The sequence below is a fragment of the Streptomyces sp. DH-12 genome, from assembly GCF_002899455.1.
Classification (GTDB): domain Bacteria; phylum Actinomycetota; class Actinomycetes; order Streptomycetales; family Streptomycetaceae; genus Streptomyces.
Map to the genome: position 1 here is coordinate 4917896 of NZ_PPFB01000001.1, position 15924 is coordinate 4933819.

Genomic DNA, 15924 nt, shown 5'->3' on the forward strand with positions numbered 1-15924 from the left:
TTCTGTCTGTATAGAAAGCGCTTGCTGTCGCGCCCACCAGTCCCGCCGCTCCTCCGGAAGCGCGTGGGACGCGTGCGGCGTACGCGGCGCGCGGACCGCGTACGAAGGGAACGACGTGACACGCAAGACGGTGCGTATCGCCATGAACGGTGTGACCGGGCGCATGGGCTACCGCCAGCACCTCGTCCGCTCCATCCTGGCCCTGCGCGAGCAGGGCGGCCTCGACCTCGGCGACGGCACCGTGCTGTGGCCCGAACCGGTGCTGGTCGGCCGCCGCGAGCACGCGCTGCGGGCGCTGGCCGAGCGCCACGGACTCGAACACCTCTCCACCGACCTGGACGCGGTCCTCGCCGACGACAGCGTGGACATCTACTTCGACGCCCAGGTGACCTCCGCCCGCGAGGAGGCGATCAGGAAGGCGATCGCCGCCGGCAAGCACGTCTACACCGAGAAGCCCACCGCCACCGGCCTCGACGGCGCCCTGGAGCTGGCCCGCCTGGCGAACGCCGCCGGGATCAAGCACGGCGTCGTCCAGGACAAGCTGTTCCTGCCGGGCCTGCTCAAGCTCAAGCGCCTCATCGACGGCGGTTTCTTCGGCCGTGTCCTGTCCGTGCGCGGCGAGTTCGGCTACTGGGTGTTCGAGGGCGACTGGCAGGAGGCGCAGCGCCCCTCCTGGAACTACCGCGCCGAGGACGGCGGCGGCATCGTCGTCGACATGTTCCCGCACTGGGAGTACGTGCTGCACGAGCTGTTCGGCCGCGTACGCTCCGTGCAGGCGCTCACCGCCACCCACATCCCGCAGCGCTGGGACGAGAACGGCAAGCCCTACGACGCCACCGCCGACGACGCCGCCTACGGCGTCTTCGAGCTCGACGGCGGCGTGATCGCGCAGATCAACTCCTCCTGGGCGGTCCGCGTCCACCGCGACGAGCTGGTCGAGTTCCAGGTGGACGGCACCGAGGGCTCCGCCGTCGCCGGCCTGCGCACGTGCCGCGTCCAGCACCGCTCCGCCACCCCCAAGCCGGTCTGGAACCCGGACATCCCCGCCACCGAGGCGTTCCGCGACCAGTGGCAGGAGGTGCCGGACAACGGCGAGTTCGACAACGGCTTCAAGGCCCAGTGGGAGCTGTTCCTCAAGCACGTCCACGCCGACGCCCCCTACCACTGGGACCTGCTGGCCGGCGCCCGCGGCGTCCAGCTCGCCGAACTCGGCCTGCGGTCCTCCGCCGAGGGCCGCCGCCTCGACGTGCCGGAGATCGTCCTGTGACCCTGCACCTGCCCGACGCACACGGCGCCCTGCGCGTCCACGAACCCCGCACCGAGCCCCTCGCCCTCACCCCCGGCGCCCCCCTCACCTCCCGTACGGTCTTCTCCGCCGCGCACGTCGTCGCCGACCCGTACGCCGACACCACCCCCGACTCGCCCGCCGCCGTCGACTGGGACGCCACGCTCGCCTTCCGCCGCCACCTGTGGGCGCACGGGCTGGGCGTCGCCGAGGCGATGGACACCGCGCAGCGCGGCATGGGGCTGGACTGGGCGGGCGCGGCCGAGCTGATCCGCCGGTCCGCCGCCGAGGCGAAGGCGGCCGGCGGCCGCATCGCCTGCGGCGTCGGCACCGACCAGCTCACCGGCCCGGCGACCCTCCCCGAGGTCCGCGCGGCGTACGAGGAACAGCTCGCCGTCGTCGAGGAATCGGGCGCGCAGGCCGTCCTCATGGCGTCCCGCGCCCTCGCCGCCACCGCCCAGGGCCCCGAGGACTACCTGGAGGTCTACGGCCACCTCCTCCGCCAGGCCGCGGAACCGGTCGTCCTCCACTGGCTGGGCCCCATGTTCGACCCGGCGCTGGAGGGCTACTGGGGCTCCGCAGACCTGGACACGGCGACGGACACCTTCCTCGACGTCATCGCCGCCCACCCCGACAAGGTCGACGGCATCAAGGTCTCCCTGCTGGACGCGCAGCGCGAGATCGACCTGCGCCGCCGCCTGCCGAAGGGCGTGCGCTGCTACACCGGCGACGACTTCCACTACCCGGAACTCATCGCGGGCGACGACCAGGGCTTCAGCCACGCCCTGCTCGGCATCTTCGACCCGCTCGGCCCGCTGGCCGCGGAGGCGGTCCGCGTCCTCGACACCGGCGACACGGACGGCTTCCGCGCCCTCCTCGACCCGACCGTCGACCTGTCCCGCCACCTCTTCCAGGCGCCCACCCGCTTCTACAAGACGGGTGTGGTGTTCCTGGCCTGGCTGGCCGGCCACCAGTCGCACTTCACGATGGTCGGCGGCCTCCAGTCCGCCCGCTCCCTGCCCCACCTCGCCCGCGCCTACGAACTCGCCGACCGCCTCGGCCTGTTCCCCGACCCCGGGCTGGCCGAGGACCGGATGAGGACCCTGCTGCGCCTGTACGGGGTGACGCCGTGAGCGACCTGACCCGCTTCAGCATCAACCAGATGACCGTCAAGCAGCTCACGCTCCCCGAACTGGTCGCCGCCTGCCGCGACCTGGGCGTCCCGGCGGTCGGCCTGTGGCGCGAACCGGTCCAGGAGTACGGCGTGGAGGCGGCCGCCGAGCTCGTACGGGACGCGGGCCTGGCGGTGACGACGCTGTGCCGGGGCGGCTTCCTCACCGCGACCGACCCGGACGAGCGGGCGGCGGCCCTCGCCGACAACCGCCGCGCCGTCGACGAGGCGGCCACGCTCGGCACGGACACCCTGGTCCTGGTCTCGGGCGGCCTCCCGCCCGGCTCGAAGGACCTGCGGGCGGCCCGCGAACGCATCGGGGACGCGCTGACGGAACTGGCCCCGTACGCCGAGGACCACGGGGTGAAGCTGGCGATCGAGCCGCTGCACCCCATGTTCGCGTCGGACCGCTGCGTGGTCTCCACGCTCACGCAGGCCCTGGACCTGGCCGAACGCTTCCCGGCCCACCAGGTCGGCGTCGCCGTGGATACGTACCACATCTGGTGGGACGACACGGCCCCCGAGGCCGTCGCCCGCGCCGGCGCCCAGCACCGCATCCACACCTTCCAGCTCGCCGACTGGATCACCCCGCTCCCCGAGGGCGTCCTCAACGGCCGCGGCCAGATCGGCGACGGAGCGATCGACATGCGCGCGTGGCAGCGCCGCGTGGAGGCGGCGGGCTACACCGGCCCCATCGAGGTCGAACTCTTCAACGAGGAGCTGTGGGCGAGGGACGGCCGCGAACTCCTGGCGGAGACGGCCCGGCGGTGGGCGGAGAAGGTGGAGGTGTGAACCGGCCTCGCCGGATGTCCTCGGGCAGGTGAAAAAAATTTCGCGGGGCCGTACAACCCTCCCCCCACCCCGCCCGTCTACATACCGTCAGGACTTCCGGGTGGGGACCCGGGGGGGATTTCAGGGAGGTCCTGGCGGGGGAGGGAAGCGAGGGGCCCGGTCGACGGACCGGGCCCCTCGAAGTTCGTGCGGACGCCCGTCAGGGGGCGGCTCAGAAGAACACCCCGCACCGCAGCAGCACGTTCGCGTACGGGCTCGCCTCGCCCGTGCGGACCACCAGCCGCGCCCCGGACGTCAGTTCCTTCAGCCGCTCGTGCGGGACGTACGCCAGCTCCGGGAAGTGACCGGCCAGCAGCGCCGCCGCCGCCGGGTTCGCGTCCCGCACCTCCTCCGCCGCCGTCGCGCCCTCGACGGCCAGCTCGCCGAGCAGTCCCTCCAGCACCTCGGCGAAGGAGGGCACCCCGGCCCGGAAGGCCAGGTCCACCACGCGCGGCCCGGCCGGTATCGGCATCCCCGCGTCGCACACCAGCACCCCGTCGGTGTGGCCGAGTTCGGCGAGGGCGCCGGAGAGGTGCCGGTTCAGGATCCCGTGCTTCTTCACAGCGCCGCGACCTCCGCCGCCGTCGGGAAGGACACCTGCGCACCCTCCTTGGTGACCGTCGCCGCGCCCACCCGGGCCGCGTAGGCGGCGGCCTCGGCGAGCGGCTCGCCCGTGCCCAGCCGCCACGCCAGCGCCGCGGTGAACGCGTCGCCCGCGCCCGTGGTGTCCACGGCCTCCACCGTCACCGACGCGACCCGCGCGACCCCCGCCGAGGAGGCGACCAGCGCCCCCTCGCCGCCCAGCGTCACCACCACCGAGCGCGGGCCCTTCGCCAGCAGCAGCCGCGCCCAGTCCTCGGGTTCGTCGCTCACCCCGGCGCTGTCGCCGAGGATCACCTTCGCCTCGTGCTCGTTGACGATCAGCGGGTCGCAGGCCGCCAGCACCTCCGACGGCAGCGGCCGCGGGGGCGACGGGTTGAGGACGAAGCGGCTGTCCGGCGACAGGCTCCGCACCACCTCCACCACCGTCTCCAGCGGGATCTCCAGCTGCGTCGACACCACCCGCGAGGCGTGGAAGAGGCTCGCGGCGGCCCGTACGTCCGCCGGGGTCAGCCGGCCGTTCGCGCCCGGCGAGACGACGATGCTGTTGTCGCCCGACGGGTCCACCGTGATCAGCGCGACGCCGGTCGGCGCACCGCCCACCAGCACGCCCACCGTGTCGGCCCCGGCCTCGCGCAGCGAGTCCAGCAGCAGCCGGCCGTGCTCGTCGTCCCCGACCCGCGCCAGCAGGGCGGTGCGCGCGCCGAGCCGTGCGGCGGCGACCGCCTGGTTCGCGCCCTTGCCGCCCGGGTGCACGGCCAGGTCGGAACCGAGCACCGTCTCCCCGGCGCCCGGCCGGCGCTCCACCCCGATCACCAGGTCGGCGTTGGCCGAACCGACGACCAGGAGGTCGTAGTCGTACATGAATTCGCTCCCGATCCGCTGAGGAGGGCGGGCGGTCGAGGTGACCGCCCGCCCGTGAGCCCCTGTGCCTCTGTGCCCCTGTGTCCGGTGTCAGCCTTCGAAGCCGGCCACGTTCTCCTCGGTGACCACCTTCACCGGCACCTTCACCATCTTCTCCACCTTTTCGTCCTCGGCGGCCCGCAACGCGTTCCGCACGGCGATCCGGCCGAGTTCGCTCGGCTGCTGCGCGACGGAGGCGTACAGCGTGCCCGCCTGCACCGCCTTCAGCCCGTCCGGCGTGCCGTCGAAGCCGACGACCTGCACCGACGTCCCGGCCCTGGAGCCGAGCGCCTTGATCGCGCCGAGCGCCATCTCGTCGTTCTCGGCGAAGACGCCGTTGATGTCGGGGTGCGCCTGGAGCAGGTTCGTCATCACGTCCAGGCCCTTGGTGCGGTCGAAGTCCGCGGGCTGCTTGGCGACGACCTTGATGCCCGGGTAGTCCTTCAGTCCCTCGGCGAAGCCCGCGCCGCGCTCACGGCTGGCGGAGGTGCCGGCCTGGCCCTGGAGGATCACGATGGTGCCCCTGCCGCCGAGCTTCTCGGCGAGCGCCTTGGCGCCGAGCGCGCCGCCCTCGACGTTGTCGGAGGCGACCAGTGCGGAGGTGTCCGCCTTGTTGACGCCGCGGTCCACGGCGATCACCGGGATGTCCGCCTGGTTCGCGCCGCGCACCGAGGGACCGGCCGCGTCGGAGTCCACCGGGTTGACGACGACCGCGTCCAGCGAGCCGCTGGTGAAGTTCTGCAGCTGGTTGGCCTGCTGGGAGGCGTCGTTCTGCGCGTCGGTGACCGTCAGGTCGACGCCCAGCTTCTTCGCCTCCTCCTCGGCGCCCTCGCGGATCTGCACGAAGAACGGGTTGTTGAGCGTCGACAGCGACAGGCCGATCCTCGGCTTGGCGGTCCCGGACGAGCCGCCGTGCAGCAGCGAGGTGGCGCCGACGACCGCGACGGCGACGACGGCCGCGATCACGTACGTCAGTGCCTGCCTGCCCTTGTTGCCGCCGCCGGACGCCCCGGCCGCCGGGGCGGTCGCGCCCGCCTTGCGGCGCAGCGTGTCGAACAGCACCGCCAGCGCGATGACCACGCCGATGACGACCTGCTGCCAGAACGCCGACACCGACAGCAGGTTGAGCCCGTTGCGCAGCACCGCGAGGATCAGCGCGCCGATCAGCGTGCCGGACGCCTTGCCGGTGCCGCCCGCGAGGGAGGCGCCGCCGATCACGACGGCGGCGATCGCGTCCAGCTCGTAGCCCTGCGCGGCCTGCGGCTGCGCGGACGCCAGCCGGGAGGCGAGCACGATGCCCGCGGCGGCGGCGAACAGTCCGGAGAAGGCGTAGATGGCGAGCTTCTGCTTCTTCACCCGCAGGCCGGACAGCCGCGCGGCCTCCTCGTTGCCGCCGATGGCGTACATGGACCGGCCGATGTACGTGCGGCCGAGGACGAACGCGGTCAGCAGGCCCATGACGACCATCACGAGCACCGGCACCGGCAGCCAGCCGCCGAGCGTGTCGCCCAGGTGGGAGACCGAGTCGGGGAAGGCGATGGGCGAGCCCTGCGAGATCACCAGCGACAGACCGCGCGCCACCGACAGCATCGCCAGCGTCGCGATGAACGGCGGGAGTTTGCCGTACGAGACGAGGAAGCCGTTGACCAGGCCGCAGGCGATGCCGGTGACGACGGCGAGGACGACCGCGAGGGCCACCGGTATCCCGGCCTCCGTCGCGCTCCAGGCGAGGACGGTCGCGGACAGCGCGGCGACCGAGCCGACCGACAGGTCGATGCCCGCCGAGACGATCACGAAGGTGACGCCGAAGGCGAGGATCGCGGTCACGGCGGCCTGGACGCCGACGTTGAGCAGGTTGTCGGCGGTCAGGAAGTCCCCGGACAGCGCCGACATGGCGATCACGAGGAGGATCAGCGCGGTCAGCGCGCCGTTGTCGAGGAGCAGCCGGCGCAGGCCGCCCGTGGCGCCGCCCTGCGCGCCCGGCTTGCTCTTGAGCGTGTCAGTGGCCACCGGGGGCCTCCGTTCCGTTGCTGGGGGAAGTGGTGCCGACGGCGAGGGCCATCACGGCGTCCTGGGTCGCCTCGGCGGCGTCCAGTTCGCCCGCGAGCCGGCCCTGCGCCATGACCAGGACCCGGTCGCTCATGCCGAGCACCTCGGGCAGGTCGCTGGAGATCATGAGCACCGCGGCGCCGGCCGCCGTCAGCTCGTTGATCAGCTGGTAGATCTCGACCTTCGCGCCGACGTCGATGCCGCGCGTGGGCTCGTCGAGGATGAGCACCTTGGTGTCCGCCAGCAGCCACTTGCCGATGACGACCTTCTGCTGGTTGCCGCCGGACAGGGTGCGCACGTGCTGGCCGAGACCGGCCATCCGCACGCCGAGCTGGTCGGCGATGCGGGCCGCGGCCTCGCGCTGACCCTTGAGGTCGACCGGCCCGGCGCGGGACGAGGAACGGAGGGTGACCAGGCCGAGGTTCTCCTCCACGGAGGCGTCCAGCACCAGCCCCTGGCCCTTGCGGTCCTCGGGCACCAGACCGACCCCGGCCTCCAGGGCGGCGTTCACGTCGTGACCGCGCAGCCGCACCCCGCCGACGTGCACCGTCCCGGCGTCGTACGGGTCGGCCCCGAACACCGCCCGGACCACCTCCGTCCGCCCGGCGCCGACCAGCCCCGCGATGCCGACGACCTCACCGGCCCGCACCTCGAAGCTCACGTCGTGGAAGACGCCGTCGCGCGTCAGCCCCTCGACCTTGAGCAGGGCGTCACCGGCGTCGGCGCGCTCGCGCGGGTACTGCTGCTCGATGGACCGCCCGACCATGAGCCGGACCAGCTCGTCCTCGGGCGTCGAGGCGGGCACCTGGCCGACGCTGCGCCCGTCCCGGATCACGGTGACCCGGTCGCCGAGCGCGGCGATCTCCTCCAGGTGGTGGGTGATGAAGACGATGCCGACGCCGTCCTCGCGCAGCCGCCGCACGATCGTGAACAGCTTCTCGACCTCCTCGGAGGTCAGCACGGCGGTCGGCTCGTCCATGATCAGCACCCGCGCGTCGAGGCTGAGCGCCTTGGCGATCTCGACCATCTGCAGCCGCGCGATGCCCAGTTCCCGCACCCGCGCCCGCGGCGACACGTCCACCCCGACGCGCCGCAGCAGCACCTCGGCGTCGGCGTCCATCTTCTTCCGGTCGATCATCCCGAACCGGCGCGGCTGCCGCCCCAGGAAGATGTTCTCCGCGACCGTCAGATCGGGGACCAGGTTGAACTCCTGGTAGATGGTGGCGATCCCGAGCCGCTCGGAGTCCTGCGCACCGCTGATGCGCACCTCCTCGCCGCCGACCGTGATCCGGCCGGCGTCGGGCGTGTAGGCGCCGGACAGCATCTTGATCAGCGTGCTCTTGCCGGCGCCGTTCTCACCGAGCAGCACGTGCACCTCGCCCCGGCGCAGCTCGAAGTCGACGCCGTCGAGCGCGACCACGCCGGGGAAGGTCTTGCGGATGCCCTCGATGCGCAGCAACTCGTCAGGACTGCGGCTGCTCACGGCGTACTCCTTCGTACGGGGGAGGGGGACGGGGGTCGTCCGGTCCCCGGCTCGCCGCACGAGCGGCGCACGACGAGCCGGGCGGGGAGGGCGACGGAGGCGCCGGGCCGCCCCTCGATCCGGTCGACCAGGGCGCGCACGGCGGCCCGCCCCAGGTCGCGGACCGGCTGGGCGATCGCGGTGACCGGCGGGTCGGTGTGCACGAACCAGGGGATGTCGTCGAACGCGGCGAGCCCGATGTCGTCCGGCACCCGCAGTCCGCGGGCGCGGATGGCGTCCAGGGCGCCGAGCGCCATCAGGTTGTCGGCGGCGAACACGACCTCGGGGGGTTCCGCCAGGTCGAGGAAGCCCTCGGTGACCCGGCGCCCGCTGCCGGCCCGGAAGTCGCCCTGGCCGATGTAGGCGTCGGGCAGCTCCAGCCCGTACGCGGCGAGCGCCTCACGGAAGGCGTCCACGCGTTCCCGGCCGGTCGTGGTGGCGGCGGGCCCGGCGATGATCGCCAGCCGCCGGTGCCCGAGCCCGTGCAGGTGCGCGACCAGGTCCCGTACGGCGTCCCGCCCGTCCGAGCGGACCACGGGCACGTCGACGCCCGGGATCCACCGGTCGACGAACACCATGGGCGTCCCGGCCCTCGCGGCCCCGAGCATGCCGGGCGAGCCGCCGTCGGTGGGGGAGACCAGCAGCCCGTCGATACGGCGGTCCAGCAAGGTGGTGACGTGGTGGTCCTGGAGGTCGGGCCGCTCGTCGGCGTTGCCGATGATCACGCTGTACCCGAGCGCGCGGGCCTCCTCCTCGACGGAGCGGGCCAGCTCGGTGAAGTACGGGTTCATCACGTCGCTGATGACCAGCCCGAGGGTGCGGGTCTGGTCGGTGCGCAGGGACCGGGCGACGGCGTTCGGCCGGTACCCCAGCCGCTCGACGGCGGCGGTCACCCGACGCCGCGCGTCCTCGCTGACCGACGGATGCCCGTTGAGCACGCGTGACACCGTGGCCACGGACAGGCCCGCCTCGGCGGCGACGTCCTTGATACCCGCCATGCCCGACCCACCTCCTCGTGGAATCGATTACACGGAGGATTGGAATCGATTACACCGGTCGGGGGCAAGGGGGTGGGAGTGGCCGAAACCGAATCGTGACCGGCGTGCCGGCCTGGCATCGTCCCCGGCCGCGGACAGGGCGGTGCGCAGCGAGCCGACGGCGCCGTGCACCCGGGCCCCGGACCGGCCGGCCTCCGCATGACCTCGGGTTTCGGGCAGAGTCCGGTGGACCCGCGAACGCATCGTCGAGACCGCTGCGGAACTGATGTTCCACCGCGGCGCGGGGGGGCACGAGCCTCCCGGACATCCAGGCGGCCGCCGGGGTCGGCGCGTCGCAGATCTACCACTACTTCGGCGACAAGCAGGGCCTGGTCCTGGCGGTCATCGACCACCAGACGGACACCCAGCTCGCCCGGCAGCGTCCGCTGCTGGACAACCGGGACAGCGTCGAGGCCCTGCGCGAGTGGTGCGACAGGGCGGGGAGCCGGCAGGACGAGAGAGGATGCGAGGGCGGCTGCGAGATCGGCTCGCTCGCCAGCGAACTCGCCGACAGCGACCGGTCGGCACGGACCAGACTCGTCTCCGCCTTCGACCGGTGGGAAGGCCCCATCAGGTCGGGACTCGCACGCATGCAGGCGCGGGGCGAGCTGAGCGAGCGCGCCGATACCGACGCGCTCGCCACCGCTCTGCTGGCCGCCGTCCAGGGCGGCATGCTGCTGTCCCAGGTCCGCCGGTCGAGCACCGCCTACCGGCAGGCCGTGTCGGCGGTGATCGACCACATCGAGAGCTACCTCGTCCGATAGCGGCTCGGGGGCGTCGGCTCACCGCCGGCACTCTTTGACCTGCTGGTACAGGGTTCGGAAGCGGGCGCTGATCGGGCCACCGCGCGCCTCGGCCTCCGCCTCGGCGTCACGCCCGGCACCGTGAAGGGCTTCGGGCCCGGCCGGAGGCGTCCCCGTCGGCCCCGGGCGCTCACCGCGCCGTCGGAGGAATCTCACGGTCCGGAGCCTGCGGTGCCGACGTGGACGGTCGGGCCCGTCCGTCCGTCACCTGCTGCCCGCGGTCCTCCGCGCGTGTCCCGCGTCCCCCTCCGGCCGGGCGGAACGGCGCCTCCTCACGGGCCCGGGCGCCCGGCGGCCGACCGCTGCAAGCGCATGGTGCTATCTTCATTAGCACCATGCTGCTGAGACTCGACGTCACCGATCACCGCCCCCTGCACGAGCAGGTGGCCGGTGCCGTCCGGCGGGCCATCGCCGAAGGGGAGTGCGCGCCGGGCGACCGGCTGCCCCCGGCGCGGGACCTCTCCCAGGCCCTGGGCGTGAACGTCAACACCGTGCTGCGCGGCCTGCGCGCCCTGCGGGACGAAGGACTGCTGGAGTTCCGGCGGGGGCGCGGGGTGACCGTGGCTCGTGGGGCGGACGAACGGTCGGCGTTGCTGGACCGGGTCCGTGAGGTCCTGGCCGACGCGGCGCGCCTCGGGTACGGCAAGGACGACGTCATCGACATGATCAGGGAGGTCACGTGACCGAGCGGACCGCGCGCGGGAACGCCGTGATGTGGGGCGCCGGCGCCTGGGTCGTGGGCGTGCTGGTGCTCCTGGTGGTCTTCCCCCTCACCGCGAGGGACCGGCTGCCGGACCGGCTGGCGACCCACTGGGGCGCGGCCGGCGAGCCGGACGACTCGATGCCGTTCTGGGCCGCGACGTTCTTCCCGGCGCTGATCTGGCTGGTCATGGCGGCGGTTGCCGTGTTCCCCCTGTGGCGCGCTCGCTGGGACGCGGGCGAGGCGGCCGCGGCCCCCGGCTGGGCGGGCGTGACCCTGGGCTTCACCGGCGTGACCCTCCTCGGCGCGCAGGCGTCCGTCGTGCGGGCGAACCTGGACCGCGCGGACTGGCGCGAGGCCGGCTCGGTGACGACCTGGGCGGTCGTCACCCTGGCCGGGGCGGCTGCGGTGGGAGCGGTGGCCCTGCTGGCCGGCCGCCGGGCGCGGGGCACGGTGCCGCCCACGGCCGGGCCCGCGATGGAGATACCGCGGGGGCAGCGCTTCGTGTGGCTGTCCCGGGCCTCCAACCCCTGGCTCCATCTCATGGCGGCCGTGAGCGGCGTCGTCGCGCTCGCGGCCACGGCGGCGGCGGTGGGCGGCCTGGCAGGGGCGGAAGCCGTGCCGCTCGCCGGGACCTTCGCCCTCGTCGCCCTGGTGGTGCTCGGCTGCGCCTCCGTCCAGGCCCGGGTGACCGAGAGGGGACTCGAGGTCGCCTTCGGCCCGCTGGGGTGGCCGACCCGGCGGTGGACCGCCGACGGCATCGCCTCCGCCTGGGTCGAGACCCGCACCGCCATGCGGGTCGGCGGCTGGGGCTACCGGCTGAGCGGACTGGGCACCACCGTCATGCTGCGCGGCGGCGAGTGCCTGGTGATCCGCACGGCCAAGGGCAAGGACTTCGCCGTGAGCGTCGACGACGCCGAACGCGGAGCCGCCCTCCTGAACTCCCTGATCGGGCAACGCTCCACGTGACGCCCGGGGGCACGGCACCACTCACTCCGCCGCCCCCGGCCCGACGAAGAACTTCCGTACGTCATCGGCGAACAGCTCCGGCACCTCCATCGCCGCGAAGTGGCCGCCCCGGTCGAACTCCGACCAGTGCCGGATGTCGTACAGCCGCTCGGCGAGGGGCCGTACCGAACGGGTGATGTCGTGGGGGAGCACCGCCACCCCGACCGGCACCGGGCACCGCTCGCTCCGCCGGGCCGACTCGCGGTGCAGCCGCGCCGAGGAGGCCGCCGTGGCGGTCAGCCAGTACAACGAGACGCCGGTCAGGATCCGCTCGTCGCTCACCGGCGTGCGGGGGTCGGTCCACTGCGCGAACCGCTCGGCGATCCAGGCCAACTGGCCCACCGGCGAGTCGGTCAGCGCGTAGCCCAGCGTCTGCGGGGTCGTGGCCTGGAGCGCCTGGTACGGCGGGCGGGACGCCAGCAGCTTCCGCACCGTGTCCAGCCGCTCCTCGTCCGACGGGCTCAGGGTGACGCCGGCGGCCGGGTCGGGCCGGGTGGGCAGGTAGTTGACGTGCACGCCGACAACCCGCTCCGGCTCCAGCGTGCCGAGCGCCAGGGAGATGCCCGAGCCGAAGTCGCCGCCCTGCGCGCCGTACCGCTCGTATCCGAGGCGCCGCATCAGCTCGGCCCACGCGCGGGCGACGCGGACGATGTCCCAGCCGCGCTCGTGGGTCGGTCCCGAGAAGCCGTATCCGGGGATGGACGGGATCACCAGGTGGAAGTCCCGGGACAGCGGCTCGACCACGTCGAGGAACTCCAGGAACGAACCGGGCCAGCCGTGGGTGAGGACCAGCGCGAGCGCGTCCGGCCGGGCGGACCGCACATGGACGAAGTGGACGGTCTGGCCCTCGATCTCCGTGAGGAAGTGCGGCAGTTCGTTGAGGCGGGCCTCGTGCGCACGCCAGTCGTAGCGGGTGCGCCAGTGCTCGGCCAGCTCCTTCAGCCGGGCCAGCGGGAAGCCGTAGTCCCAGCCAGCGTCGGTGATCTCGTTGGGCCAGCGGGTGCGGGCGAGACGGTCGGTGAGATCGTCGAGGTCGGCCTGCGGGATGTCGATGCGAAATGGCGTGATCATGGGTCACCCTCCATTGCGTTAGTCGAACTAACGTTTATTCCACTAATGAAGGTAGACTGTTGGTGTCACCAACGCAAGATGCGGAGGACCCCCTATGAGCCCCGGCTCTCCGGCCCCGGAACCCGCGCCCGCCCGCCTGCGCGCCATCCCCAGCCGCCTGCTGGCCGGCGCCACGCTGGTCGCCGACCGGCTCGTCGGGGAGCGGCTGGCCGCCGAGGGCGCCCACAAGTGGCACTTCGCCGTGCTGCTGACCCTCGCCGAGGCGGGCCCCGCCAGCCAGGCCGAGCTCAGCCGCCGTACCGGCATCCACCGCAGCGACATGGTCGCCGTCCTCAACGGCCTGGGGGACGCGGGCTGCGTCCGCCGCGACCCCGACCCCGCCGACCGCCGCCGCAACGTCATCACCCTCACCCCCGCCGGCCGCCGCCGCCTCGAACGCCTCGACGCGCTCATCCGCGAGGCGCAGGACGAACTCCTCGCCCCCCTGACCCCGGCCGAGCGCGGCGAACTCACCCGCCTGCTCACCGTCCTCGCCGACCACCACGGCCCCGCCCACCCCGGCCAGGACGAGGAGTCCTGAACGCCACGCCTCCTGTCACACCCCACCGGTACCGTCGACCCATGCCCACCCATCCCTCCGCCCCGCCCTCCGGCGAACGCCGGCTCGCCACGCTCGAAGGCGTGCTGGAGCGCATCACGTACGCCAACGAGGAGAACGGCTACACGGTCGCCCGGGTCGACACCGGCAGGGGCGCCGGTGATCTGCTCACCGTCGTCGGGGCGCTGCTCGGCGCGCAGGTGGGGGAGTCGCTGCGGATGGAGGGGCGCTGGGGGTCGCACCCCCAGTACGGCAAGCAGTTCCACGTGGAGAACTACACGACCGTGCTGCCCGCTACTGTGCAGGGCATCCGCCGCTACCTCGGCTCCGGACTGGTGAAGGGCATCGGGCCGGTCTTCGCCGACCGGATCACCCAGCACTTCGGGACGGACACCCTCCGCGTCATCGAGGAGGAGCCCGAGCGGCTCATCGAGGTCCCCGGGCTCGGACCGAAGCGGACCAAGAAGATCGCCGACGCCTGGGAGGAGCAGAAGGCGATCAAGGAGGTCATGCTCTTCCTCCAGACCGTCGAGGTCTCGACGTCCATCGCCGTGCGCATCTACAAGAAGTACGGCGACGCCTCCATCTCCGTGGTGAAGAACCAGCCCTACCGGCTGGCCGCCGACGTCTGGGGCATCGGGTTCCTCACCGCCGACCGGATCGCCCAGTCGGTCGGCATCCCGCACGACAGCCCGGACCGGGTGAAGGCGGGCCTGCAGTACGCGCTGTCGCAGGCCACCGACCAGGGACACTGCTATCTCCCCGAGGAGAAGCTGATCGCGGACGCGGTGAAGCTGCTCCAGGTGGACACCGGCCTGGTCATCGAGTGCCTCGCCGAGCTCGCCGCCGAGCCGGAGGACCCGGGCGAGGACCCCGGCGTCGTACGGGAGAAGGTGCCCGACCCGCAGGGCGGCGACCCGGTCACCGCCGTCTACCTGGTGCCGTTCCACCGCGCCGAAGTGGCCCTCGCCGCCCAGTTGCTGCGGCTGCTGCGCACCGACCAGGACCGGATGCCGGCGTTCCGGGACGTGGCGTGGGACAAGGCGCTCGGCTGGCTGCGCGGCCGCACGGGGACGGACCTGGCGCCCGAACAGGAGGCCGCCGTCAAGCTGGCGTTGACGCAGAAGGTCGCCGTGCTGACCGGCGGACCCGGCTGCGGCAAGTCGTTCACGGTGCGGTCGATCGTGGAGCTGGCCCGCGCCAAGAAGGCGAAGGTGGTGCTCGCCGCGCCGACCGGGCGTGCCGCCAAGCGGCTCGCCGAGCTGACCGGCGCCGAGGCGTCCACCGTGCACCGGCTGCTGGAACTCAAGCCCGGCGGGGACGCGGCGTACGACCGGGACCGGCCGCTGGACGCCGACCTGGTGGTGGTCGACGAGGCGTCCATGCTGGACCTGCTGCTGGCGAACAAGCTGGCCAAGGCCGTGCCGCCGGGTGCCCACCTGCTGTTCGTCGGGGACGTCGACCAGCTCCCCAGCGTCGGGGCGGGCGAGGTGCTCCGGGACCTCCTCGCCGACGGCAGCCCCGTCCCCGCCGTGCGCCTCACCCGCGTGTTCCGGCAGGCCCAGCAGTCCGGCGTGGTCACCAACGCGCACCGGATCAACGCGGGGAAGCACCCGGTCACCGACGGCATGAAGGACTTCTTCCTCTTCGTGGAGGAGGACACCGAGGAGGCCGGGCGGCTCACCGTGGACGTGGCGGCCCGGCGCATCCCCGCGAAGTTCGGTCTCGACCCGCGCCGTGACGTGCAGGTCCTCGCCCCCATGCACCGGGGCCCGGCCGGCGCGGGCACGCTCAACGGCCTGCTGCAGCAGGCCGTCACCCCCGCCCGCCCCGACCTGCCCGAGAAGCGGTTCGGCGGCCGGGTGTTCCGCGTCGGCGACAAGGTCACCCAGATCCGCAACAACTACGAGAAGGGCGCCAACGGCGTCTTCAACGGCACCGTCGGCGTGGTCACCGCGCTGGACCCGGTCGACCAGCGCCTGACCGTGCTGACCGACGAGGACGAGGAGGTGGGGTACGACTTCGACGAGCTGGACGAACTGGCCCACGCCTACGCCGTGACCATCCACCGCTCCCAGGGCAGCGAGTACCCGGCGGTGGTCATCCCCGTCACCACGGGCGCGTGGATGATGCTCCAGCGCAACCTGCTCTACACGGCGGTGACCCGGGCCCGGAAACTGGTCGTCCTGGTCGGCTCCCGCAAGGCCATCGGACAGGCGGTGCGCACGCTGTCGGCCGGCCGCCGGTGCACGGCGCTCGACATGCGGCTCGCGGGCGCGGGTCCGGCCGGGACGGGTCCGCGGTCCGCCGGTCCCGGTCCGTCAGGCGGGTCCTGACCTCGCTCCG

The 15924-nt window shown here is 73.2% G+C and carries 14 protein-coding genes; 8 read left to right on the forward strand and 6 right to left on the reverse strand.

Translation table 11 applies throughout. The features are described 5' to 3' along the window. Nucleotides 1-115 precede the first annotated feature (115 nt). Genes C1708_RS21085 through C1708_RS21095 form a run of 3 tightly spaced genes read left to right on the forward strand, consistent with a single transcriptional unit; the run spans nt 116 to nt 3248 of the window. Nucleotides 116-1267 (forward strand): Gfo/Idh/MocA family protein, encoded by a 1152-nt coding sequence (locus C1708_RS21085; RefSeq protein ID WP_198602552.1) that lies wholly within the window; start codon nt 116-118, stop codon nt 1265-1267. Further along, the gene (locus C1708_RS21090; protein ID WP_106414142.1) at nt 1264-2418 is read left to right on the forward strand and encodes a dihydrodipicolinate synthase family protein; all 1155 of its coding nucleotides are present in this window, start codon (nt 1264-1266) and stop codon (nt 2416-2418) included. The genes C1708_RS21085 and C1708_RS21090 overlap by 4 nt, the downstream gene beginning before the upstream one ends. Next, a complete protein-coding gene (locus C1708_RS21095; protein ID WP_106414143.1) occupies nt 2415-3248 on the forward strand; it encodes a sugar phosphate isomerase/epimerase family protein in 834 nt (277 codons plus the stop codon). Before C1708_RS21090 ends, C1708_RS21095 begins: the two co-directional genes overlap by 4 nt. Nucleotides 3249-3459: 211 nt before the next feature. On the opposite strand, the gene rbsD is transcribed toward C1708_RS21095, so the two are convergent. The 5 genes from rbsD to C1708_RS21120 all read right to left on the reverse strand — a co-directional run bounded on the left by rbsD (nt 3460) and on the right by C1708_RS21120 (nt 9359). After that, on the reverse strand, nt 3460-3849 hold the full coding sequence (rbsD, locus tag C1708_RS21100) for a D-ribose pyranase (RefSeq protein ID WP_106414144.1): 390 nt from the start codon (nt 3847-3849) through the stop codon (nt 3460-3462). Next, on the reverse strand, nt 3846-4751 hold the full coding sequence (locus C1708_RS21105; protein WP_106414145.1) for a ribokinase: 906 nt from the start codon (nt 4749-4751) through the stop codon (nt 3846-3848). The genes rbsD and C1708_RS21105 overlap by 4 nt, the downstream gene beginning before the upstream one ends. A 90-nt stretch (nt 4752-4841) precedes the next feature. Then, nucleotides 4842-6800 (reverse strand): ABC transporter permease/substrate-binding protein, encoded by a 1959-nt coding sequence (locus C1708_RS21110; RefSeq protein ID WP_106414146.1) that lies wholly within the window; start codon nt 6798-6800, stop codon nt 4842-4844. Further along, nucleotides 6790-8322, reverse strand: a complete 1533-nt coding sequence (locus tag C1708_RS21115; RefSeq protein WP_106414147.1) for a sugar ABC transporter ATP-binding protein — start codon at nt 8320-8322, stop codon at nt 6790-6792. The genes C1708_RS21110 and C1708_RS21115 overlap by 11 nt, the downstream gene beginning before the upstream one ends. Beyond that, nucleotides 8319-9359, reverse strand: coding sequence for a LacI family DNA-binding transcriptional regulator (locus C1708_RS21120; protein ID WP_106414148.1), 1041 nt, complete (start codon nt 9357-9359; stop codon nt 8319-8321). Before C1708_RS21120 ends, C1708_RS21115 begins: the two co-directional genes overlap by 4 nt. Before the next feature lie 305 nt (nt 9360-9664). Between C1708_RS21120 and C1708_RS21125 the strand changes: the two genes are divergently transcribed. The 3 genes from C1708_RS21125 (at nt 9665) to C1708_RS21135 (ending at nt 11870) form a co-directional block, all read left to right on the forward strand. Next, complete coding sequence (locus C1708_RS21125) at nt 9665-10162, forward strand: TetR/AcrR family transcriptional regulator (RefSeq protein ID WP_241911455.1); 498 nt, start codon at nt 9665-9667, stop codon at nt 10160-10162. A 374-nt stretch (nt 10163-10536) separates the two neighbouring features. Then, entirely contained in the window at nt 10537-10884 is a 348-nt protein-coding gene (locus C1708_RS21130) for a GntR family transcriptional regulator (protein WP_106414149.1), read from the forward strand. 29 nt (nt 10885-10913) lie between these two features. Next, nucleotides 10914-11870, forward strand: coding sequence for a DUF1648 domain-containing protein (locus C1708_RS21135; RefSeq protein ID WP_106416406.1), 957 nt, complete (start codon nt 10914-10916; stop codon nt 11868-11870). A 21-nt stretch (nt 11871-11891) separates the two neighbouring features. Here the strand turns inward: C1708_RS21135 and C1708_RS21140 are convergent, their stop codons facing one another. Next, the gene (locus tag C1708_RS21140) at nt 11892-12980 is read right to left on the reverse strand and encodes an epoxide hydrolase family protein (RefSeq protein WP_106414150.1); all 1089 of its coding nucleotides are present in this window, start codon (nt 12978-12980) and stop codon (nt 11892-11894) included. A 94-nt stretch (nt 12981-13074) separates the two neighbouring features. On the opposite strand from C1708_RS21140, the gene C1708_RS21145 reads away from it, so the two are divergent. After that, nucleotides 13075-13560 carry a MarR family winged helix-turn-helix transcriptional regulator gene (locus C1708_RS21145; RefSeq protein WP_106414151.1) on the forward strand — a complete coding sequence of 162 codons (486 nt, stop codon included), beginning with the start codon at nt 13075-13077 and terminating at the stop codon, nt 13558-13560. Between the two features lie 41 nt (nt 13561-13601). Further along, on the forward strand, nt 13602-15914 hold the full coding sequence (gene recD2, locus C1708_RS21150) for an SF1B family DNA helicase RecD2 (protein ID WP_106414152.1): 2313 nt from the start codon (nt 13602-13604) through the stop codon (nt 15912-15914). The last annotated feature ends 10 nt before the right edge of the window (nt 15915-15924 follow it).